The sequence below is a fragment of the Runella rosea genome (assembly GCF_003325355.1).
In the GTDB taxonomy this organism is placed as follows: Bacteria; Bacteroidota; Bacteroidia; order Cytophagales; family Spirosomataceae; genus Runella; species Runella rosea.
In genome coordinates, this window is the sequence record NZ_CP030850.1 from 6,441,006 (window position 1) to 6,463,049 (window position 22,044).

Consider the following 22,044-nt stretch of genomic DNA (forward strand, 5'->3'; position numbering starts at 1 on the left):
GAGGGGTTACGAGGGTGTGATAGGCTTGGTCAACTGTTAATTAATATAACTACTACATTTATTATACCAAAAATATAGTAATTATAAGGAGTATGTACGGTTCTATTGATTTGTTAAATTATCTTTTCATAAATCATTTCTATTTTATCTTGAGGCACTTCTTTCCAATTAAGCGATTTTCCATATTCTTTTTCAGCATCTTCAATCGCTTTATTTACTGATTCGAAATAATCAAAATTTATTCCTTTGTTATCTTTTCTGTGGTGACTTGAACAGCCTAGATTATTGTCATATTCAATAATAAATACTTTGTCAGCAGGGCCAATTCTTTTTTCTTCTCCGTTCTTTATTAATCGTCTTTTCCCTTCATTTGAGTAAAAGAAATTGATTGCTTTATCGCTTATTTGGGAAGCTATCAGCCTCTTCGGTTGAAATTGTCGAAACTCATCAAATCTTTCAAAAAAGGTTTCTATGGCTTTTACTTCATCATTTTCGCAATTCTGAAGAATTATTCCATCCCATGAATAATAAGACCCTGAGTGATTATAATATTTGCATATCCAGTAAAAAAATATCCAAAAAGGAGGTTTAGTCTCTTTTGTCTTTATTCCATTAAATAGTTCACATGTTTGATATCCATCCATGAATATCCGAAGAGCAGAAATTGATTTTTTTCCAATATACATTGCCGTTCTTTTTCGAAAACTTTCTGAATCTATTAATTCAAAAATTGATTTTGGAAGAAGGTCTTTCATTTTTTCTTGCATTTAATCTCTGCATTATTGTAACTAAACCAACTCAACCTATTTATTATACAAACGTGAATCTACAAAATTGGGCTGAATCGCCGCAATGCATTTTCCATTTATTTATCAGGCGGTTTTGGCATTCCCTGAGCCGCTGGTGATTTTCAATTAAAGTTTACTAATTCGTAGTTCACATTTCGTCCTCCTTCTTCCGTTGGTTGCAGAATGCCTTTTTCTACCATATCCTTTATATCCCGTAAGGCGGTGTCGGTGGAGGTTTTGGTCATTTTAGCCCATTTTGAGGTTTGCAGTTTTCCTTCAAAATCGTCAAAGAGTTTATTGAGGATGAGTCGTTGGCGTTCGTTGATGGGGGTATGCTCGTGCCGTTTCCAAAATTCAGCTTTGCGAACTATTTTTTGGGTAGTGTTTTCGGTGGCAAGCATCGCATTTTTGAGGCAATGCAAAAACCAATCGAGCCATTCAGTTATGTCGCCGGAGCTGTGTTGTACTTTTTGCAATACTTCATAGTAGCGTTTGCGTTCGGTCAATATTTGATTCGACATACTGTAAAAGCGCTCCCCACTGCCCTCGGAACGGGCAAGCAATAGATCATTGATAGCTCTTGCAATTCTGCCGTTTCCGTCGTCAAATGGGTGAATGATAATAAACCAAAAGTGGGCTATAGCGGCTTTTAAAACAGGATCAAGGCGGTTTTCGGTGTTGAACCAATCCAAAAATTGGTCCATTTCCGGTTTAACCCTTTCGGGCATTACGGCTACGTAATGCACTTTTTCTTTGCCCATGGCACCCGAAACCACCTGCATTTCGCCTGATCGGTATCGTCCCGTTTCTATTTGATACGGCCCGCTGTACCCTGTGGGAAAGAGTGCGGCATGCCAACCAAACAAACGCTTTTCGGTTAAAGGCATCGTGTGCCGTTGAGTAGCGTCAAGCATCATTTCTACCACGCCTTCTATGTGGCGACTGCTTGCCACAAGTCCGGCAGTGTTGATGCCCAAACGTCTGGCAATAGACGAACGCACTTGGTCATAATTGAGTAATTCCCCTTCTATTTCGGATGATTTTACGACATCTAAGGTGAGGGTGGTAAGTGTTGCTTCTTCTTTGGCAGAAAAGCCTAAAGCACTCATTTGTCCTATCAATTTGCCTTGCATCAGCCGCACCTCACCAAAGACGACGTTTATGGCGGTATCGTCCCACGAAAAATCAGGCCAATGGGGATACTCGTAAATGTAAGTTGGCATCGAATGATTCTATTTTGCGGTGAATATAGACATTATTCGCCGCAAATATGCGGCGAATAGACTGTTTTTTCACCGCACCGGGATAAACTGCCAAAATCGACGTCCAACTTTTGAGTCATTGGTTTTTGGGTTGCCCGGCATTAGTGTACGTACCTTGCCTTAGCTGCTTCCACCGGCCTCCCATTTTGGCATCACCTTATTAGCGGCCGGTAATCTTCATTTTCCAAATGGCTCCGTTTTTGGTAGTCAATTTTTCCAATGCTTCGTTTGCCGTCAATTCGTTTAAAAAGTGCTCGCCTTCGCTTCTTGCCATTCCTGTCAGTTCCGAAAATTCTTTTGCAGTCAACGTGTTATATTTTGAAAATACAGCTTCGTAACTTTTGTCATAATCATTTTTTTCCACTGTTGGATATAGGCTTAAAACAACATTTTCAAAAGCTGAATAAGGTTTAGACCCATAAACCATTTCTGTCTTACCTGTATTGTCGATAAAAAACATGGTAGGAAATCCCCGTACGCCTAATTCTCTTCCCAGTTTTAAATCGTTGTTGAAGTCTTCTTTTGCTTTGCCTTCGTAATCCTGTTGGAATTGCACAATGTCCAAGCCAACATGTTGGGCTGCGGCTTCCAGATGCTTCCATTGGGTGATATTCTTTTTTTGCAGGAAAACCATTTCTCTGATTTCACGAAGAAATAAAATGGCTCTCACATTGTCTTGCCGTTGTGCCGCTTTAAAAGCAATGGAAGGTGGATAGGAAGAAGGCAATGGGTCTTCTAACCAAACATCACCGTCAATGGGCATATCGTACTTAAGACTCACTTCGTCCCAATGGTGAGCTACGTCCGAAGGTTTACTTATGCCACCACTGTTATAACTCCAATCAGGCAACAAGCCACCCATTCGGTATTCTATTTCAATACTGTTGCCGTATTCTGCTTTTAATTTTCTCAACTGTGGCTCAATACCCCAACAGGAAGAACAAATGGGGTCGGTATAATAGATAACCTTTATGGGTTTTTTAATTGATTTGATCGTATTACGGTCAGTTGTATTGGTTTTACCGAAGGGTATTTCACAGATACCCTCTTCAGAATTACACAACAAAGGATTATTGTTTTCCATTTTCTTTTTTGTTTGAGCCCGGCAACCCATGTTGCCAAAAGTGATACCTGTTGTTATTAGCAGAAAAGTCCCTTTTATTTTACGTACGTTCGCGGACTTTTTATCTTTGCACAAATGTCAGAGTAAATAAGGTTTGGGACAATAAGTCAGTTTTTTATGACTACTGAAAACAAAACAGAAGATAATAAAACGTGCCCTGCACAAGTATTGTTGAAGCAACTGTCGGGCAAATGGAAGCCGGAAATTTTTCGCCTGGCTGTTGACAGCCCTTTGCGTTTCAGCCGTTTGCTTCGTCAAATAGAAGGGTCAAATAAGCAAACGTTGTCTGTTGCATTGCGCGAATTAGAGGAAGCCGGGTTAGTGCAAAAAGTTATCATCAGGGAAAAACCTTTACATATAGAATACTATCTCACTGAAAATGGTAGGTTCCTGATTCCTATCTTTAAACAGTTAGAAAGTTTAGGGTAGTGTCTGCTATACTTGCCGCTGCTACCGGCATCGCCGTAACTCATTTCTCATTTATTTATCAGGGGTTTATTGCCCTGAGTAATCCTTACTTGAGATGTATATAGTTGTATTGAGCTACTTCTGTGGGGGCGTATCCGAATTGTTTTTTGAAGGCAAACGAAAAATGGAAAAGGTTTTCAAAGTCCGTTTCGTAGCAGGCTTCAATCGGTTTTACTTTCCGTTCGGCAATCTGATAGTGGGCCAGTTCCAATCGTTTTTGAGTAAGCCATTTTTGAGGCGTGGTGTTAAAGGCTCTTTTGAAGTCACGTTTAAAGGTGATTAAACTTCGCCCCGTGAGGTAGCCGAATTTTTCGATGTGCATATTGAACATGTAGTTTTTCCTCCATGTAAGCACCTTAGTACGTATTTTCTGCATTTCAGCCATTAATAAAGACCATTAAAACACCGTTTGGTTTGTTAGGAGCATGATTACAAATACATTTGTCAGAAACTGTCATCCAACTCACTACAGCCCATGATTCAACGCTATACTTCTGCTTTTGCAGGTTTTTTGCTTTTTATTTTATCCCAACCTCTTTGGGCACAAACGTATAGACTTTCTGGTGAAATTCAGGGCGTTAGCCAAAAACCGCTCGAAGGAGCCGTGGTTTCTTTGTTGAGGGCCAAAGATTCTTCGTTTGTAAAAGCGGCGGTGACCGAAGCCAATGGTCAGTTTGAACTGCTGAATATCAAATCGGCGGCTTATCTGCTGATGGTAAGCAACTTGGGCTATCAAAAATATATCGGTAAGCCATTTTCAGTGGCGCAAACGGATGCGACGCTCCCTGCCGTGGTTTTGGTGGAAGAAAACAAAAGTTTGGCGGAAGTGAAAGTGACGGGCAAAAAGCCCTTTGTCGAAACTAAAATTGACCGCACCGTGGTGAATGTGGATGCGCTGATTGGCAATGCTGGCACAAATGCGTTGGAGGTGCTCGAAAAATCGCCAGGGATTGCCGTAGACCAAAACGGTGGAATTCGGCTGAAAGGCAAATCAGGCGTGGTGGTATTTGTGGACGATAAACCTACCTATCTGTCGGCCGATGACTTGGCCAATTACCTCAAATCGCTCCCCGCGGGCTCGGTCGAAACCATCGAAATCATGCCCAACCCGCCCGCCAAATACGACGCGGCAGGGAATGCGGGCGTAATAAATATTAGACTGAAAAAAAATGTGTTGAAAGGATTTAACGGTGGGGTCAATTTGAGCTATGGTCAGGGAGTGTACAGACGTACCAACAACAGCCTCAATTTTAATTATCGCATCAATAAACTTAATTTTTTCAGCAACGCGAGCGTCAATCATAACAGTACTTATCAAGACCTTACCATTTGGCGACGCTATTATAAACCCACGGGTGAATACACCTCGGCATTTACCCAAAACTCTTACATTCAGCGCAATCTCGGAGGAAATAACCTGAAAGTGGGCGTGGATTTTTACGCTTCCAAAAAAACGACTTTAGGGGTGGTTTTGAATGGATTTTACAACCCTTCGTTGGTCAATGTAACCAACAAAGCCAAGGTACTCGACGCCGCAAATGAGGTGACAAGCTTGGTGGAGGCCGTCAGCCCTACCGACAGAGTGTGGAAAAACGGCAGTGCCAATTTCAATTTTACCTATAAATTTGACAGCACCGGTAAAGAACTTTCGACCAATGCAGATTACATTCACTACCAATCGACCAGCAACCAAACGTTGACCAATACCCTTTTTGACCCTCAAAATAAATTTGTCAGTCAGTCGATTTTGTTCTCATCGCTGCCCACTACCATCGACATCAGTACGGCCAAAATTGATTACACCAGTCCGTTGAAAAGCGGCGGTAAAATTGAAACGGGCCTGAAAACGAGCTTTATCAAAACGGGAAACGTCGCCGATTTTTTTGATGTTTTGGACGGAAAACGTTTTCCAAATTATGAGTTTACCAATAACTTTAATTACAAAGAAAACATCAACGCCTCGTACGTAAATTACGCCCGGGAGTTCAAGCGGCTGTCGGTACAGGCGGGGCTTCGTTTTGAAAATACCACCATCAAAGGGCATCAATTGGGCAATAAACAAACGAAAGACTCTACTTTCACTCGAAAATACAACAGCTTTTTTCCGACATTTTACGCGCGTTATCGGTTAGATTCGGCCGATGTTCATCAAATGGGATTCTCGTTTGGGCGTCGGATTGACCGACCCAATTATCAGGACATGAATCCGTTTTCGTACCCGCTCGACCGCTTTACGTATTATGGTGGAAATCCCTTTTTGCAACCGACATTTTCGTACAATTTCGAGCTATCTCACACCTTCAAAAACAAGATTACCACGACGTTACAGTACAGCCTTGCTAAAAACGTGATTTCGGAAACCAACGAGCAGCGCGGCACGATTTATTACAGTCGCCCGGGCAATTTTGGGCAGCGGATTTCATACGGAATTTCGGTTAATGGCAGCTTGCAGCCTACCAAATGGTGGACACTCAATCTCTATACCGAGTACATCAGCAACGGTTTTAAGGCAACGCTGTACGGTCAAAAGTTGGATGATTCGCGGTTTTATTGGGCGGTTATTCCCACCAATCAATTCCAGCTCAGTAGCACTTGGTCGGCCGAGTTGGCGGGGTCGTACCAAAGTACGTTTCTATTGGGCCAACTGTTGATTTATCCAATTGGCTCGGTGCGGGCGGGATTGTCCAAAAAAGTGTGGAAAAATCAGGGGACGATTAGACTCAACGTCAGCGATATATTTTATACCAACCAAATTAAGGGAGATATTCGCAACATCGCTAACGCCTCGGCCAACTGGTTCAGCTATTTGGACTCGCGCGTCGCGACTCTTTCACTTACCTATCGTTTCAATAAAGGTAAAACCCTGAATGTACGTCAAACGGGCGGCTCAGAAAGCGAGAAAAATCGGGTGAGAAGTTAATAAATACGGTTATTGTTATTAGTTTGCATTGTTGAATTTGTCCCGCCTTTCTATTGGGGGCAAACCGCCCGAACTTACTTTTAACCCCCGTGTAAAATGTTTGACTTTTCTGAATTTTACTGGCTAAACCCACCGCAGAAATGGGAGCTAGCCAACGAGCGTCTCAGCATCAGAACTGAGCCGAAAACCGATTTTTGGCAACGCACCTACTATGGCTTTCAAAATGACAATGCCCCGGCTTTCCTGCGGAGTATTACTGGGGATTTTACATTTACGGTCAAAACAACCTTTGATTCCAACATCCAATTTGACCAATGCGGTGTCATCATTTATCAAAACAGCGACAACTGGTTTAAGGCATCCATTGAATATGAAAATAAACAAATAGCCCGCTTGGGCAGCGTCGTAACCAATTTAGGATATTCAGACTGGGCCACAACCGATATTTCTGCCGAAGTGCGTACCATGTGGTATCGACTGTCGCGGCGCGGTTCGGATTTTTTGATTGAAAATTCAGAAGATGGTGAAGAATTCAGTCAAATGCGCATTTTTCATTTGCACCAACCGTTGCCCGAAGTACATTTTGGAGTGTATGCGTGCAGTCCGTTGGAGTCAAGTTTTGAGGCGGGTTTTACCAATTTTTATTTAACAGAATCGACATGGCAGGCGCATCCGTTGTGATTTTTGCACTGAAATGGGTACAGAATATGAGACAAAATTGTTTAGGTAACACCGCGAAAATTCCAACCCTTTGAAATCTTTTGGGGTCTTTGGTGCAAACAATAAATGATGAAAATGCGCTCATTCTATTCTTCGTTGTTATGTACTGCCACTATTGTATGCCTGTTAAGTTGCGAAGGCTCCTGCCCGGTATCGCCTAATTGCTCATTAGAACCCGAGAGTGGAGCATGTTTTGCGGCCTTTAAAAGATACTATTACGATAAAAAAGAAAAGAAATGTAAAGAATTTACATGGGGCGGATGTGGAGGCGTCGTACCGTTTGAGACCTTGGAAGCCTGCCGAGACTGTGAGTGCAGAAAGTGATGATCAAATACTTGACTAAAAAAGTTGAGACCTTTTGAGAAAATAAAGAAAACGTCCAGTAAAACCCTTGGAGCAGGGTTTTGGTTATGTGGAATATGCATCCATTCAGACAGTTTATCAACAGGTACGTTGCGATTTCGGACGAGGAATGGCAGGCAATTGAGCCGTGTCTTTCGAGGAGAGAAATAAAAAAGGAAACCGTATTGCTCGAAGAAGGTAAAGTCTGCCGGCATCTTCTGAGGCCATTCGCCTGGTAGGTGCATTGTGGGGCGCTATCTTTCTGCTTTCGGTTTTGGGGCTGTTTTTCCCGCAAAAAATGCAGGCAGTGTTGGTGTTTCAACTCATCTATAAATCTACATGGCTGCTTTTTGCCGCCTTGCCCGCGCTACTTTTGCATCAGCCCTTTCCTAAAGGGATGGCCCTGTTTTTTGTTGTGTGGGTGATTGGTTTACCCTTTGTGATTGATTGGAAATGGCTATTTGATTAACCCAACGTAAAAGAGTGGAGCCTTTATGGGTCAACGGAATGGCTTTTATTCGTTAAATTTGTCACAAAATAGCCTTCCATTTATGATAACAATCCAAAACGCCGATCTCCAAGTTACCATCAATCCCAAAGGTGCTGAGCTCAATAGCTTGGTTTTGCTCGCTTCCCAGCTTGAATTTATGTGGCAGGGAAATCCTGATTTTTGGGGCAAACATTCGCCCGTTTTGTTTCCGATTGTGGGAGGACTAAAAGACAATACTTACTACTTTAAAGGGAATGCCTACACCCTTCCCCGCCACGGGTTTGCCCGTGAAAAAACCTTTGTGGTGGAGCAGCAACAAAGCGATTCAGTTACGTTTTTGTTGACCCACGACGAAACTACATTGGCCGTGTACCCGTTTGAATTTGCGTTTCGGGTTCGGTATTCGTTGTTAAACAATCAATTGAAGGTTAGCTATTTGGTAGAAAATACAAACAATGATGCACTGTGGTTTTCGGTAGGAGCGCACCCCGCGTTTAAAGTGCCGTTGGTAGAAGGAACGCAGTATAATGACTATCTTCTGAGTTTCAATCAATCCGAAGACTGGGCGCGTTGGCCGTTGACGCCCGAAGGGTTGGTTGAAAAAACGCCCGTTTTGCTGGCGAAGCAAACAACGGATTTGCCGCTGACCAAAGAACTATTCTACGAAGACGCGCTGGTCTTTAAAAACTATCGTTCCGACAGTGTGGTGCTGCACACGCCCAAATCCTCGCATTCGCTACAATTTGATTTTCCCCATTTTCCTTATCTCGGCATTTGGGCCGCCAAAAACGCCGACTTCGTTTGCATCGAACCCTGGTGCGGCATCGCCGATTCGGCGGACCACAACCAAGATATTACTAAAAAAGAAGGCATTATTCAGTTGGCGGCCAAAGAACATTTTGAGCGGAGTTGGACGGTGACGTTGGGATGACAATTTACTAAGTTGAGTGCTATGCGATTACCTTTGAAGATAATTGTCGTATTCTGCTATTTTTAAGCGCAGTCGGTTTTCCAAAAAAATATTGCCCCCGTTTAGTGCTTCTAAAATGATGATTGCTTCTTTTTGGTAGTCTATTTTTTTTGCATTGCTCCAATGACTCGGTGGCATTTGCATATTTGTAATTCTATCGGCTAATTTTACAGCCCAAGTTTCTTTTTGCAGTTTCTTTATTCGGTTCAGGCTATCGGTCATTTTCTCCGATTTTGGCAACTCATTATTTTTTGTTAAAGCTAAAACAGCTTCGGCAATCCTAGCGCCAAATTCAGCACTAAGCTCCTCCAAAGTGGTGGTTGTATCCTCTAAAGTATCGTGTAAAAGCGCTACCTGAATGGCAAAATCTACATCAAAATTTGGGGAGTTTTGCGCTGCAATCAAAATCTCCATCGCCACGTTACTCAAGTGTACAACATACGGAAGGGGGGTGCCTGGTACCGTCTGATTTTGCTCCAAATGTTTTAAAGTGGCAAACTTTATAGCTTTTTGATAATAGGATTGTGTTTGCATTTAGAACGATTTTTTAGCTTCTATATGATTCTCCAAAACATAGTTAAAATATACGGTTTGGCTTTCATGTGTAGGCTTAGTGGTGCGATAAAATTCAATAGCCTCTTCATCCACTTGGTCAGCAAATACAAAGACTTCTTCAAATCCTTGTTGTTGACAATAGGACTTGAAGAAATCAATTATTCTTTTCCCAATACCTTGCCTTTGATAGTCTCTCAACACTGCCAAGTCGTAAATAAACGCCAATGGTTTCGTAGAATAATAGGGGTCAAGGATATAAACGGTCATACCTGCAACGATTGTACTAGCTTGCTTAGCTGTTACTGCGAGAAAATTGGGACTTTTCAGTAGTTTATTTAAGTGATTTTCGTTTGGGTAAATAAATTCGTCCATTTCAAATACCTTCTGAAAAACCGAAATTAATTCAGTCATTTCGCCTATCTGTTGCTCTGTTAGTATTTGAATATCTATTTTCATTATGGTATATTTTCTTAAATATCAGCGCAAAATATTGATCATTTAAGTACCCTTCTCCAGCATTCCTTCTAGCACCTGCCACACATTTTCGGCCACGATTTTTGCCCCGATGGCGTTGGGGTGGATGCCGTCTTTTTGGTTCAACTTTACTTCACCACCTACGTTTTCGAGGAGGAAAGGAATGAGTGCTACCTTGTTTTTCTGGGCCAACTCGGGGTAAATTACTTTGAATTCGTCGGCGTATTTTTTGCCCATGCTGGGTGGCACCTGCATACCCGCTAAAACAATCTTGGCTTCGGGGTATTTGGCTTTCACCTTGTCAATCATGGATTGGAGGTTTTTGCGGGTTTCAGTGGCGGGAATCCCGCGCAGACCGTCGTTGCCGCCCAATTCAAGAATGAAAATATCAACGGGGTTTTTCAGCACCCAATCCAAACGGCTGTTGCCGCCCGAAGTAGTCTCGCCGCTGACGCCCGCATTCACGATTTTATAAGGTAATTTGAGCGAATCCAACCGATTTTGGAGCTGTGCAGGGTACGATTCTGAAGGCTCCAGACCGTAGCCGGCGGTGAGGCTATTGCCAAAAATGAGGATGTTCTTAACGGTTTTTACGGGTGTAGCGGGGCTGCTTTTGGCCGCGGATGTTTGCGCATCCGAGGGTTTTTCGTTGTTGGTACAGGCCACAAAGGCAAACATCAAAAAATAAAGCAGGCAGATTGAAACTATTTTAGGCATAATGTATTTTGATTAGAATACTGATATAAAATAAACTCATGCAAAGTCGTATAAGTTTCTGAAACACTGTCGTTTCTTTGCTCCTTTGCAGCTTGGCGTGAATTCTAAACATAGACTATGGCAAATATACTTCATCTTCATCAGGTTGGGAAAGTTTATCGGAGTGGTAATCGAGATTTAAAAGTACTGGATGACGTCAATTTTTCGGTCGAAGCAGGCTCTACGCTTTCGATTGTAGGGCCGTCGGGCAGTGGAAAAACAACTTTACTTGGTCTTTGTGCGGGATTGGACCGCGCTTCGAGCGGACAGGTTGAATTGAACGGCATCGGTCTAAATCAACTCAACGAAGATGAATTGGCGTCGGTCAGGAATCGTTACATTGGGTTTATTTTTCAAAATTTTCAACTCATGCCCACCCTCACGGCGCTCGAAAACGTGATGGTGCCGCTAGAATTGCGCGGTGAAAAAAATGTTCGCAGTCGCGCCTTGGACTTGCTAGATAAGGTGGGTTTGGCCGATAGAGGGCACCATTATCCCACTCAGTTGAGCGGTGGTGAACAGCAGCGCGTATCGTTGGCGCGGGCGTTTTCCAACCAACCCCAAATTCTTTTTGCCGATGAACCCACGGGAAACCTTGACGCCGAAACGGGCGTGAAAGTGGAGAAATTGCTGTTTGATTTGAACAAAGAATCAGGAACTACGCTCATTCTCGTAACCCACAACCTTGAATTGGCCGCCAAGACCCAGCGAATCATTCGCATCAAAGGCGGGAAAATTCTTTCAGATACGCTTACTGCCTAATATTGTCAATCTCCCGACGATTTAAGTATTCAACCACATAGTATGAATTCAAAGATAAATTTTGCGTGGCTAGTCACGATGGCTTGGCGCGACAGTCGGCGCAATTATTCGCGTTTGTTGCTTTTTGTTTCTTCCATTGTTTTGGGCATTGCGGCGTTGGTGGCTATCTATTCTTTGGGTTATAACCTGCAGCAAAATATTGATACACAGGCAGCTTCGCTGTTGGGGGCCGACTTGGAGCTTTCCGACAATACGCCGCCGAGTCCCAAAATGACCCATTTGGTTGATTCATTGAAAGGTCAGCAATCAAAAGAGCTGAGCTTTGCGTCCATGATTTATTTCCCCAAAAACAGCGGTACGCGTTTGGCGCAGATTCGGGCGTTGGAGGGCGATTTTCCGTATTATGGTGAATTGGAGACTGAGCCAGCCTCGGCTGGAAAAACCTTCCGAAATAAAAAAGAAGTATTGGTGGACCAAACACTTATGCTACAATACCAAGCCAAGGTGGGCGATTCGCTCAAAGTAGGCGAGGTGACGTTTTTGATTGCAGGGATTTTGAAAAAAGCGCCTGGTCAAACGGGCATTGCGGCCACGGTGGCGCCGTCGGTTTACATTCCGTTGTCGTATTTGAAGCAAACGAATTTGGCGCAGAAAGGCAGCCGTATCACGTATCGTTATTATTTCAAGTTTGCGCCCAAGGTCAATATGCCGCTGCTGGTCAAGAAGATTGAACCCACGGTAGAGGCCGAAGATTATAACTACCGAACCGTCGAAAGTCAAAAGGAAGATACAGGGCGCTCATTTCGCGATTTGACACGTTTTTTGAGTTTAGTTGGCTTTATTGCATTGCTTCTGGGGTGTGTAGGGGTAGCGAGTGCTATTCATATTTACATCAAAGAAAAGCTCAATTCCATCGCTATTTTGCGGTGTTTAGGTGTAAAAGCATCACAAGCATTTTTGATTTATTTGATTCAGATTTCAGGAATTGGGTTGATTGGCTCGTTGCTTGGAGCAGGACTGGGAGCCGTGATTCAGCAATTTTTACCCGCCGTATTAAAAGATTTTTTGCCGTTTGAATTGGCCACCGAGCTGTCGTTTTCGGCCATTGGGCAGGGCGTTGTGTTGGGGGTTATTATTTCCAATCTGTTTGCGTTATTGTCGTTGATTTCCATTCGTAAAGTATCGCCGCTTAATGTTCTTCGGGCGTCGTACGAACAGACAACAATCACCAAAGACCCGTTGAAATGGCTCGTTTATGCCCTGATTTTGCTGTTTGTGTTCGGATTTACATGGTTGCAAATGAAAAAATGGACCGATGCCGTAGCCTTTACGGGTGGGGTAACAATGGCGTTTTTGTTGCTCTTGGGTATGGCTTCGTTGTTGATGTGGTTGGTGCGCCGTTTCTTCCCTTCTTCGTGGGGGTATTTGGGGCGGCAGGGATTGGCGAATTTGTACCGTCCTAACAACCAAACGGCCATTTTGATGGTCTCTATTGGCTTAGGAACTATGTTTATCTGTACGTTGCTTTTTGTACAAAATCTTTTGTTGGCCCGCATCAAACTTTCGACCGACGGCGACCAACCCAACATGGTATTGTTTGATATTCAAACACCGCAAAAAGCGCCCGTGATTGCTTTGTTGAAACAACAAAACCTGCCTGTTTTACAGTCGGTACCAATTGTGACGATGCGCTTGGAAGAACTAAACGGACAAACCTCGGTGGAAGCACTCAAAGATACCACCAATAAACGTTGGCGGGGGCTGTTTAGTCGTGAATACCGCGTTACCTTCCGCGATTCGCTGATTTCGACCGAGAAAATAGTGAAAGGTAAATGGATTGGCGAAACAAAAGACCCCGCTGCACCCGTGCCGATTTCGTTGGAAGATGGCTACGCTGAGCGCAATACCATCAAAGTTGGTGATACGCTAACCTTCAACGTACAGGGAACCATGCTGACGACCGTGGTGGCGAGCCTGCGCGATGTGGATTGGGCGGGCGTACAAACCAATTTTTTGGTGCTGTTTCCCAAAGGGGTGTTGGAAGATGCGCCGCAATTTCACGTATTTCTGACACACGTACCCAACAACCAAGTATCGGCGAAGTTTCAGCAGTCGGTAGTGCAGCAATTTCCTAACATTTCAATGATTGATTTGGGCCTGATTCTCACCGTTTTGGATGATATTTCTACCAAAATCGGCTTTGTGATTCGCTTCATGGCGGGCTTCAGCATCCTGACGGGCCTGATCGTGCTCATTGCGTCGGTTCTGATTTCTAAGTACCAACGCATTCAGGAAAGTGTATTGTTGCGCACCTTGGGCGCAAGCCGTCGGCAGATTTTGGTGATTACGGCCTTAGAATACTTCTTTTTGGGAACATTGGCCGCCGCAACGGGCGTTTTATTGGCCGTAGGCGGTGGTTGGGCGCTGGCGCGTTTCAGCTTTGAAACGGATTTCAACCCTCAATTCCTGCCGGTGCTGGTGGTGTTTTTGGTAGTGCCTGCCATTACGGTATTTATTGGTTTGGTCAACAGTTGGGGGATTCTATCTCGCTCGCCGCTGGAGGTGCTGCGGCAGGATGTGTAGCAAGTGTAACAATGACAACGTTTCAAACGTTATCATTGTTGATATTTTACTTCAACAGCGCTCGGATGGCTTCTTCTGCTTTGCCAGATGAGGGTCTTGGGGCAAGGGTGCTCACGATTTTCCCCTGTTGGTCAATGAGAAAATACTTAGGAACGCCGCCCCCGCATTGATAACCTTCGTCGATTTTACGTTGTTCGATGGGCGAGAGTCTGATGTGGATACCTTCTGGGCTGTTGGCGGTTTTTAGGAATTTACCCCAGGCGTTTGGGTCACCATCGACGGAAGCATATAGAAACACAACTTCGTTAATTCCTTCAAACTGTTTTTTCAATTCTTTTGCCCACGGAAATTCGGCCCGGCAGGGTCCACACCAAGTCGCCCACATATCGACGTAAACCACTTTTCCTTTTAGACTGCTTAACGATAATTGTTTACCGTCGGGCGTTTCTCCCGTAAAATCATGCGCGGTTGTGCCAGATGCTACGCTGAGCCATTTTGCATAACTTTTTTGCAAAACGGGCAGATACGGCGAGGTACCGTAATGGGTTTTGAAATCCGTAAGCAGGCTATCAGTAGCGGGAATTATTCCCAGTGTTTCCAGCGCTTCATCAATGTTTCTAGCCAAAAAGAACGCTTTAAAAGGAGGCGCAAACGTACTTTTTTGAATGTTTGCGTGGGCGGCCTGAGGAAGGATATGGCGAATCGAATCTATTTTTTGCGGTGTGTCGGTCGGTTTAAAAAAAGGATTGTAGAATTTTTGCCGATAATAATAATCCAGCATTCCTGTGTAATTTATCAATCCTGAATAAAGGAGGGTGGTATCAAAAAAGAGGGTATTCGTCAATTCTTTCAGACGTATTGGCATTTTGTCTTTGGTGGCAAAAGATCCAAAATAAGCATCCGCATAATTTTGAGCAAATGCCAGTACCAACAGCTCATTGTTGGCCTTGAGTAAAGTACTTACGTTTTTCGGCAAGGGGTGCTTTGAAGTATAACGGGCATAAAAAGTGTTCATCGCTTTTGCCATTGTATCCAATCCAATGATAAAATCGTTTGCTTCTAACTCGATTATATCTTGGTTTTTAAAACGAGAAGATTTCTTCTGAATGACGGCTGATTGCCACAGGTAATTATTGGCTTCGGCCCCTTTTCCAGAAAAAGTAAAATTGGTATTTAGTAAGTCAACTTCAAGGCGTAAGTTGTCGCCTGGGCTAAGATACAGGTCTGTTTTTTTAGTGCCAATGCGTATTTCGGCGAAGGTAGGTTTGGTCAATGAGAGCAGTAATACAGCATTTCCTGAAGAATTAATTTGACTGCCAGCTAAAGTGTCTCTTCGGTAGTTGATCGAATTGAATTTCGTGATAAAAACGCTCAATCCCTGCGTTCTTCCAGTTATTTTTAGAGAAATCTGAACCGTGGAGGAGGCAGGTAAATTGTTTTCATTTTGGGCAAAACAGCCAATGCCAAAGCAAAATGTTAGGAAGAAGAAGAGGAGCGAAGTTTTCATAAAGCAGGCGTTAAAGGCTCTATATTATAGCTTTAATGAAAAGATGGTAGATGGTAGTTGGCTTGCTTTTACTTACGTATTTTTATTTTTTGAAGCACCCATTCTCCAATTTGCTGACCCTGCTTTTGACCATTTTCGATGGCGGGGCGGTAATGAATCCCGCCGTACAAACGGCTGATTGAGGCTTCCTCGGCGGCTTGTTTAAAAGAACTGAACTGTCGGGTAGGTAAGCCGTAGGGTACTTCTGTCGCATCCAAAAACGCAATATTGTCGCCAAACCAATGGGTAAGCACCACGGCCACCGCCGAAGAAATAACGCTGTGGCCACTGGTGTATTCAGGGAAAGGCGGTGTTTGGAGCAACGGCCGCCATTTTTCGTCGATATGCGCGTTGATATAGGTTTCGGGACGAATTACATTTGAACGGTACTTCTCGTCCCAACAACTGATAAACCCATCAAACAATGCAATGGCTGTGAGCGTATAAGCGGCGCTACTTTTCATAATATCAGCGTTGGTTTGAGCCGCTACCTGACCCGCAATAGAAAGCCAGTGACCTCCCGGTGAAAGCTTTTTTGTGCCAAAGTTGAGGTGCCCCTTGGTGTTGAGAAAGAAAGGGTTGCAATCCCAAAAATTGGCAATTAGGGTTTGTTCAGGCGTTAAGGTTTGTCCTACCTGATGTACGTCTTTTGCCAGTTGAAAAAAAGGGCTATCGGGAGCGGTACTAAAAGGCGCATTGGGGGCGGGCCTGCACTGGGAAGCAGAGTCCAGCACCAGAGGTCGAATTCGATTCCAGTAGGGTTCTACCGCCGCCATGTATCCCGGCGGAGTGGGCAACCACATCCCGGGGCGCTTGATAGGTGCATAACGCCGCATAGCCCGGGTGGCTTTGTAGTTATCTTTGGTAGTCCAGCTCAATATGTGTTGGGCCACCTGTCGCCCATACGCCCGCGAAAGTGCCAGTGTATCTGGCGAATACCCCTTTTGTACAAAACTTTGCCAGATTTTTGCGCTGCTTTCATCAAACATTTGTTCCGAAAAAATCATGGTACGTCCAGTCGTGAGGAGTGCTTCAATGGCCGCAATGCTAGGGTTGATACGGTGGGTAGGAACAGGGGGCGGGGTGAGCTGGGAAAGTTGTCCGGCCAACGACTGATGCGAAAATGGTCGGGCTGCCACCAATGTTTCGTAGGCCGCCACGTGGGCGTATGCGTACACGCGGGAAGCCACGGGCGGGGTGAGAATATCGGTAACGATGACATCGGTCAGGAGTTGGTGCGCTTGGTGGAAGGCCGTTTCCTCAAACCGGGTACTTTGACTCATGGCTTGGGGACTGCAAATAACCCCCAAAAGCAGTAATACTCCGCTGATGGGGCTTTGTTGTAGACAAAAAAATATATTTTTTGGGAAAGCCATGCCGTGTGTTTACTTAAATTCAAAAATCTTTAATTGGTCATTGTTTAAGCCCAATAATAACTTTCTAGGGCCTGATTTGGTCTGAATAATAGTGGCAGTGCGCACGTCCCCTTGCGCCCATAAGCCTGTTTGAGCGGGAGAAAGTGGTGTAAATAGCCCTTTGCCGTTGCCTTTCATCAGTTGCCCGAAGCTGCCGTCACAGGGCCCCATTTGTACCCGATACGGGTGAAAATTACCCAATAACAGTAGGTCTTTATGGCCGTCTTGGTCTACGTCTTCGTACAAAATACTGCTGATGCGCGAAAACTGTGCTTCAACCGAAAATGCCTCGAAATCAAATTTACCGTTGTTATTGCGAAAAATGCCCGAAGCCAATTGGCGGCAGTAGACCGTGTGGGCTTGGGCGAGTTGTTTGTTTGTATAAATGTCGTTGATGGTGGCGTTGGCGTAGAGATGATAGCGATTAAATTTTTTACGAAGTGGTACCACTTGGTCGAGCAGTTCATCGCGGGAGGCGACGGGATAGCTTTTTCCCTCTATGAAATAACACCAAATGGGATCAATGACGCCATCATCGTTGATGTCGGCGGCCACGATACTCATGGGTTCTTTGACTGACGCCCTAAATTGGTTGTTGAGGCCTGCATTGCCCGCAATGATGTCTAGGTCTCCGTCGTTGTCAACATCGGCGGGCAGCAGCGTCGCCCACAATCCTTCGGTGTTGGTAAGCCCGCTTTCTTCTGATATATCGGTGAGACGGCCGCCCTTGTTTCGGAAAATTTTGAGCGGCATCCAATCGCCCGCCAAAATCAGTTCGGGGTATTTATCCTTGTCTAAATCAGCCCAAACGGCCGTTTGAACCATGCCGATGGTGCGTAAAGCGGGGGCTGTTTGATCTGTAATGTCGGTGAAAATACCTTTATCATTTCGGAGAAGATAACTTACAGAAGGCATTGGAAAAAAGCCTGCTTTGCCGCGCCCTCCAACAAAAAGGTCGAGGTCGCCATCTTGGTCAAAATCTGCTGCTGTTACGGCCATTTTACTGTCGTTCATGGTGGGAAGGGTCGAAATAGCGCGCTGAAAAAGACCTTTTCCGTCGTTGATATACAGCCGGTCTTGGTATTCGGGAGAGCCAGATTCATACTCATTTCCCCCGCTGACTACGTACAAATCAGCGTCTTTGTCACCATCGGCATCGAAGAAAAGGGCGTTGACATCCTCACTGACGGCTTCCTTTTGCCAAGGTTGTTGGGCAGCCCGCTGAAAATTGCCATCGGTACGTTGCATCCACAATTCTCCACTTTGTTCTACGGCCCCGCCCGCAAAAATATCCTCCAGCCCGTCGCTATTTACATCCGCTTTCGCCAGGGCAGGGCCTAGTCGGGAGAGCTGGTAAGGAATCAATACTTCGACTTTAAAATCAATAAAATCGTTTTCTCGGTGATGAAAATATAAAGTGTTTTTTGCTGCTGTTTCGGTAAAAATCGGAGAGCGATTAGGCATGGCAAAGGCCGCTGTTTCGGTGGCATCCTGCTGCGATAATTCAATCAGCCGGTCGGTGGGAGGGCTGGGTAAAATGCTACGTTTTCCGTTGGGCCAATACACCGTGAGGGATTTTACAGACGGCTGTGTGCCCAGTCCAAAACTGAGCAGTGGTTCGACCGACGCCTGATAGCCACGCACGGGATACAGCTCCCGGTATTGAACCCCAGCGGTGGTTTCAACGATAACTTTTGCTCCCAAAGCTTGGGCGTTGCCATCTTGCCCCTTGAGCTTTACCTTTAAAAAATGGGGCTTGTCACTATTAAGGTTGACTTGGTTTTGGTAAAGATGTACGGGTTCATTTTGGTTGCAAACCACCATGTCCATGTCACCATCATCGTCAAAATCGGCGTAGGCGGCGGCCGTTGAAACCGAAGGCGAAGTAATGCCCCATTCTTGGTTTTTCTTTGAAAACGTTAAATCATGGTTGTTCCGAAAAACGTAATTAAGCAGTCGGTTTGAGGGCATTTTTTTGACCAACTCAAAGGTCTGAAAATCAAGTATTCCGCGCGCTGCGTAGTCTAGTTTGGCCTCAGCAACGGTATATTTCATAAAATCTAAGTCGGTAAAATCGCGCAAATAACCGTTGGAAACAAACAAATCCTGCCAGCCATCGTTGTCAAAATCGGCAAATAATCCCGCCCAACTCCAGTCGGTGGCAGAAACACCCGCCAACTGACCAATTTCTGAAAACGCTGGGGTTGCATTATTTTGCTTCACCCCTTGGTTTAATTGTAGCATATTACGCATATTTTGATGGTAATATCCGCTGTCTATCAAGAGTTTATATTGGTCGTATTCATCGGGCCCTTTCAGCATTTTTTGACGATGGTTATCTTCAGGCAGCATGTCGAGGGTAAACACATCGGGCCGGGTATCGTTGTTGTAATCGGCAATGTCTACCCCCATCGAAAACTTAGAAGTATGGGCCATACTCTGGCGCAATGATTCTTTGAAAGTGCCGTCCTGTTGGTTGAGGTAAAGGCAGTCTTGTTCGGTATAATCACTGGTGGAATAAATATCGGGCCAACCATCGTGGTTGAGGTCAGCAATGGCAACACCTAACCCAAAATTGAGGGGGTTGTTAATAATCCCCGCCTGTAAAGTAACGTCCTCAAAGAGGCCTTTTTCATTTTTTAACAATCGATTGCCAAAACGCATATCGGGGGTTGCGCGAATGGAACGGGTATTCAAGAACGGATTGTAGGTATGGTTGGAATGGTTGAGGACAAACACGTCCAAATCACCATCGCGGTCATAATCAAAGAACGCGGCTTGGGTGCTTTGCGTGCCTGGCAAATCCAGCCCGTACTCACGCGCACTTTCTTTAAAGACGGGAATCCCTTTTTGGACGCCTTGGTTAATAAAAAGCTCATTGACGAGGCGTTCAGAGGGGAATTTTCCCGAATGGCAAACGTAAATATCCAATAAACCGTCGCCATTGATATCTACTACACTCACTCCCGTGCCCCAGGTACCGTTGCCAGTTATGCCGGCAGGAGCAGTAACATCCTCAAATTTCCAGTTTTTGCGATTGAGGTATAATTTATGAGGAACGGTATTGCCCGAAAAGAACAAATCGGGTAATCCGTCGTTGTCAAAATCTCCCACGCCTACGCCGTTACCGTTGTAGAGGTATTCGTATTTGAAAATGTGCAAAGAATCGTCTTCCTTGATTTGATTGATGAACCTAACACCCGTTTGGTCTGGACTCAACAGTTTGAAGAGAGGCTGGGCAGCGGCTGATATACTGGGGTGTTGTTTGTCCTTTTTACCGATGGTTACAAACTTTTCTTTGGGTGCCGTTGGCAGTAAAATCTGAAACAGCAATAAAGCGGAGAAACCCAAGGCGCTGTATAAAAGTCGATTCATATCGGTCGTGTTTAATGAAAGAATCCAGCCAGTTTATTCCCAAGTTTTTTTTTCGTCGTCGTCCAGATAAGGCACGTATACCAACAACAGCGTAAGCATTTCCTGATCGCTGCGCATATCGCCCGTCGATAAAATAAGTTTCGGGGGGTTAAACGGATTGGCGGGGTTTTCGGCGGTATTGTCGTAAGTGCCGTCGATGTTGATGACTGAGCCGCGTCGCAGTACTACTGGCCGGCGATAACGATAGAGTTCTTGCCACCTGAAATCCCACTTGGGGATGTGTACCAACGGGATGGTATCGCTGGGGGTGGTGGCGTAGGCTTTGAATTCAGCGCCGATTTGGTGCATGTGCGGCCATACATACAGCAATGAAATATCCTCGTTTCGGTTGGTCACTTGGAGATGGTGCGTTGATTTGTCATTGGCAAAAATCATCAGCGGAGGGTCGATGTCCTTCTGACCGATGCCGCCTGAACCCAAGCTGATTACTTTTACGGTGCGTTGGATGGGTTCAGATTTAAAAAAGAAGTTGACTCCGTCGATGCTTTCGGCGTCTTTGCCCGCAGGGCCAAAGTGAATCGTAAGCAAAATCACGCCTCGCTTGGGCATTCGCCAGCCAACGCCAGCTGGGTATGATTCGTACGATGAGCCTGGTATCCAGCCGCCATAATATACCATTTGCTTTTTATACGGAAGCCATTGGTCGTAGTTATATTTCTCGTCGGTACCCAGATTGATTTGTGACACCGTAGTATGAATGTCAATGCGTGGGTCTTCAACGGGGTGAACCGCGTAGTTGGCGTGATGAATGATTTTTTTATTGTTGGAAGTAAACTCTACCGCTTCCACGTTGGCTTCGGCAGGCAGTTCAAAAGGAATCTTGAATACCATAAAGCGCTCTTCGCCATCCCCTTTTTGGAGGTAAGATTGCGCCATCTTGAGTGTCAAATCAGGCTTGCGGTGGTAAGCGGTACCAGCATCGGTGCGCTCTAAGAGTTTAGTTTCTGCTTCAAGGTTGACTTTTCCTTTGGGCATACCGTCGTCAATCCACGACCCAATGGTTTGGATTTGGGACTCGGTAAGTTGGCGTTTGTTGGTAAAATCGGTGTAGTGGTCGTTGGCGTACCAAGGCGGCATGTAGCCGTTGGTAGTCACTTTTTTGATGAAGTCGGAGCGTTTACTAATGTCATTGTAGGTAATGAGATTAAACGGAGCCGCTTCGCCAGGGCGGTGGCATCCAGCACAGTGTGCGTGGATAATAGGTTGTACGTCTTGGTAGAAGGTAAATTTTTGGGCAAAAGAAGTAATGCTGATAAGGCAGAAAAAAAATGCCTTACGATAGGATACGTTCATTTTCGGTTTCCCCAATCGCATGGTAAAAGTGGTATTTGGTAGTATGAGATACACAAAAGTACGATAAATGAAAGAAAAAAATTCCGAGATAAAACTATCTCGGAATTTAAATCAGTTTACCAAAGTTCAACTCTATTGAATT

19 protein-coding genes are annotated in these 22,044 nt (G+C 44.7%); 8 read left to right on the plus strand and 11 right to left on the minus strand.

The annotated features are described in order from the left end of the window. Nucleotides 1-113: 113 nt before the first annotated feature. The 3 genes from DR864_RS26430 to DR864_RS26440 all read right to left on the minus strand — a co-directional run bounded on the left by DR864_RS26430 (nucleotide 114) and on the right by DR864_RS26440 (nucleotide 3,134). Nucleotides 114-755, minus strand: coding sequence for a hypothetical protein (locus tag DR864_RS26430; RefSeq protein ID WP_162794141.1), 642 nt, complete (start codon nucleotides 753-755; stop codon nucleotides 114-116). 155 nt (nucleotides 756-910) lie between these two features. After that, on the minus strand, nucleotides 911-2,011 hold the full coding sequence (locus DR864_RS26435) for a Fic family protein (RefSeq protein WP_114069783.1): 1,101 nt from the start codon (nucleotides 2,009-2,011) through the stop codon (nucleotides 911-913). A 199-nt stretch (nucleotides 2,012-2,210) separates the two neighbouring features. Next, nucleotides 2,211-3,134 (minus strand): ClpXP adapter SpxH family protein, encoded by a 924-nt coding sequence (locus DR864_RS26440; RefSeq protein WP_114070490.1) that lies wholly within the window; start codon nucleotides 3,132-3,134, stop codon nucleotides 2,211-2,213. A 156-nt stretch (nucleotides 3,135-3,290) separates the two neighbouring features. Between DR864_RS26440 and DR864_RS26445 the strand changes: the two genes are divergently transcribed. Beyond that, nucleotides 3,291-3,602, plus strand: a complete 312-nt coding sequence (locus DR864_RS26445) for a winged helix-turn-helix transcriptional regulator (protein WP_114069784.1) — start codon at nucleotides 3,291-3,293, stop codon at nucleotides 3,600-3,602. Nucleotides 3,603-3,687: 85 nt separating this feature from the next. Here DR864_RS26445 and DR864_RS26450 read toward each other — a convergent pair whose 3' ends face one another. Then, nucleotides 3,688-3,963, minus strand: coding sequence for a helix-turn-helix domain-containing protein (locus DR864_RS26450; protein WP_310587549.1), 276 nt, complete (start codon nucleotides 3,961-3,963; stop codon nucleotides 3,688-3,690). A 153-nt stretch (nucleotides 3,964-4,116) separates the two neighbouring features. Here DR864_RS26450 and DR864_RS26455 point away from each other — a divergent pair, with 153 nt between their 5' ends. The 5 genes from DR864_RS26455 (at nucleotide 4,117) to DR864_RS26475 (ending at nucleotide 9,044) form a co-directional block, all read left to right on the plus strand. Further along, nucleotides 4,117-6,561, plus strand: coding sequence for a TonB-dependent receptor (locus DR864_RS26455; protein WP_114069786.1), 2,445 nt, complete (start codon nucleotides 4,117-4,119; stop codon nucleotides 6,559-6,561). A gap of 96 nt (nucleotides 6,562-6,657) precedes the next feature. Beyond that, a complete protein-coding gene (locus DR864_RS26460; protein WP_114069787.1) occupies nucleotides 6,658-7,242 on the plus strand; it encodes a DUF1349 domain-containing protein in 585 nt (194 codons plus the stop codon). 114 nt (nucleotides 7,243-7,356) lie between these two features. Further along, nucleotides 7,357-7,605: a BPTI/Kunitz domain-containing protein gene (locus DR864_RS26465; protein WP_229599157.1), complete on the plus strand. Its 249-nt coding sequence runs from the start codon at nucleotides 7,357-7,359 to the stop codon at nucleotides 7,603-7,605. Nucleotides 7,606-7,867: 262 nt separating this feature from the next. Beyond that, a complete protein-coding gene (locus DR864_RS26470; protein WP_114069788.1) occupies nucleotides 7,868-8,092 on the plus strand; it encodes a hypothetical protein in 225 nt (74 codons plus the stop codon). Between the two features lie 82 nt (nucleotides 8,093-8,174). Beyond that, entirely contained in the window at nucleotides 8,175-9,044 is an 870-nt protein-coding gene (locus DR864_RS26475; protein ID WP_114070492.1) for an aldose 1-epimerase family protein, read from the plus strand. 27 nt (nucleotides 9,045-9,071) lie between these two features. Here DR864_RS26475 and DR864_RS26480 read toward each other — a convergent pair whose 3' ends face one another. From DR864_RS26480 to DR864_RS26490, 3 genes are read right to left on the minus strand one after another with little or no spacing between them, the layout of a single operon-like run. Further along, a complete protein-coding gene (locus DR864_RS26480; protein WP_114069789.1) occupies nucleotides 9,072-9,617 on the minus strand; it encodes an HD domain-containing protein in 546 nt (181 codons plus the stop codon). Continuing rightward, the gene (locus tag DR864_RS26485; protein ID WP_114069790.1) at nucleotides 9,618-10,094 is read right to left on the minus strand and encodes a GNAT family N-acetyltransferase; all 477 of its coding nucleotides are present in this window, start codon (nucleotides 10,092-10,094) and stop codon (nucleotides 9,618-9,620) included. A 42-nt stretch (nucleotides 10,095-10,136) separates the two neighbouring features. Continuing rightward, on the minus strand, nucleotides 10,137-10,829 hold the full coding sequence (locus DR864_RS26490; RefSeq protein ID WP_114069791.1) for an arylesterase: 693 nt from the start codon (nucleotides 10,827-10,829) through the stop codon (nucleotides 10,137-10,139). 117 nt (nucleotides 10,830-10,946) lie between these two features. Between DR864_RS26490 and DR864_RS26495 the strand changes: the two genes are divergently transcribed. Both DR864_RS26495 and DR864_RS26500 read left to right on the plus strand, forming a co-directional pair. Further along, nucleotides 10,947-11,630 carry an ABC transporter ATP-binding protein gene (locus DR864_RS26495; protein ID WP_114069792.1) on the plus strand — a complete coding sequence of 228 codons (684 nt, stop codon included), beginning with the start codon at nucleotides 10,947-10,949 and terminating at the stop codon, nucleotides 11,628-11,630. A 42-nt stretch (nucleotides 11,631-11,672) separates the two neighbouring features. After that, the gene (locus tag DR864_RS26500; RefSeq protein ID WP_114069793.1) at nucleotides 11,673-14,213 is read left to right on the plus strand and encodes an ABC transporter permease; all 2,541 of its coding nucleotides are present in this window, start codon (nucleotides 11,673-11,675) and stop codon (nucleotides 14,211-14,213) included. A gap of 46 nt (nucleotides 14,214-14,259) precedes the next feature. Here the strand turns inward: DR864_RS26500 and DR864_RS26505 are convergent, their stop codons facing one another. The 4 genes from DR864_RS26505 to DR864_RS26520 form a co-directional block, all read right to left on the minus strand. After that, the gene (locus DR864_RS26505; RefSeq protein ID WP_114069794.1) at nucleotides 14,260-15,720 is read right to left on the minus strand and encodes a TlpA family protein disulfide reductase; all 1,461 of its coding nucleotides are present in this window, start codon (nucleotides 15,718-15,720) and stop codon (nucleotides 14,260-14,262) included. A gap of 68 nt (nucleotides 15,721-15,788) precedes the next feature. Continuing rightward, complete coding sequence (locus DR864_RS26510; RefSeq protein WP_114070493.1) at nucleotides 15,789-17,042, minus strand: vanadium-dependent haloperoxidase; 1,254 nt, start codon at nucleotides 17,040-17,042, stop codon at nucleotides 15,789-15,791. A gap of 102 nt (nucleotides 17,043-17,144) precedes the next feature. Continuing rightward, the gene (locus tag DR864_RS26515) at nucleotides 17,145-20,549 is read right to left on the minus strand and encodes a VCBS repeat-containing protein (RefSeq protein WP_114069795.1); all 3,405 of its coding nucleotides are present in this window, start codon (nucleotides 20,547-20,549) and stop codon (nucleotides 17,145-17,147) included. A 33-nt stretch (nucleotides 20,550-20,582) separates the two neighbouring features. Beyond that, nucleotides 20,583-21,902 carry a c-type cytochrome gene (locus DR864_RS26520; protein ID WP_114070494.1) on the minus strand — a complete coding sequence of 440 codons (1,320 nt, stop codon included), beginning with the start codon at nucleotides 21,900-21,902 and terminating at the stop codon, nucleotides 20,583-20,585. Between the last annotated feature and the right edge of the window lie 142 nt (nucleotides 21,903-22,044).